The 392-nt window shown below is 59.2% G+C and carries 1 protein-coding gene; it reads right to left on the bottom strand.

The window, feature by feature from the left end; translation table 11 throughout:
* A partial coding sequence (locus SOP95_RS31990) for a LysE family translocator (RefSeq protein ID WP_323609590.1) occupies positions 1–315 on the bottom strand: 315 nt, incomplete at its 3' end.
* Positions 316–392: the final 77 nt, after the last annotated feature.

The raw sequence follows: 392 nt of genomic DNA, 5'->3' as shown, positions 1-392 counted from the left end.
ATGCAACTCGCCCTCAGCTACAGGCTTGGCCGGCTGCGCGCGCAGGGCCTTGAAGCCGATGTATAGCAGGTAGGCGGCGGCCGCCCATTTCAGGGCGTTGAACAGCACGATGGACTGGGACACGATCAAGCCGATACCGAGCAACGAATAACCTACGTGCAGAAAAATCGCCGAGCCGACGCCCAGCGCAGTCCAGGTTCCGGCGCGACGGCCGTGGGTCACGCTTTCACGCACCACTACCGCGAAATCCGGGCCGGGGCTGGCCACCGCCAACAAGTGAATCAGGGCTACGGTCAAAAATTCGGCGGCGTACATGCTCACTCCAATTAAGTAACTGATTATTTCATCTGATAGGCTCGGGAGATTACGCCTTCGAACCCTGTCGCAAAAGG

It is taken from the genome of Pseudomonas sp. YuFO8 (genome assembly GCF_035065025.1).
GTDB lineage: Bacteria > Pseudomonadota > Gammaproteobacteria > Pseudomonadales > Pseudomonadaceae > Aquipseudomonas > Aquipseudomonas putida_AE.
Note: the sequence above shows the minus strand (reverse complement) of the source record. Positions and strands in the feature narration are given on the sequence as shown.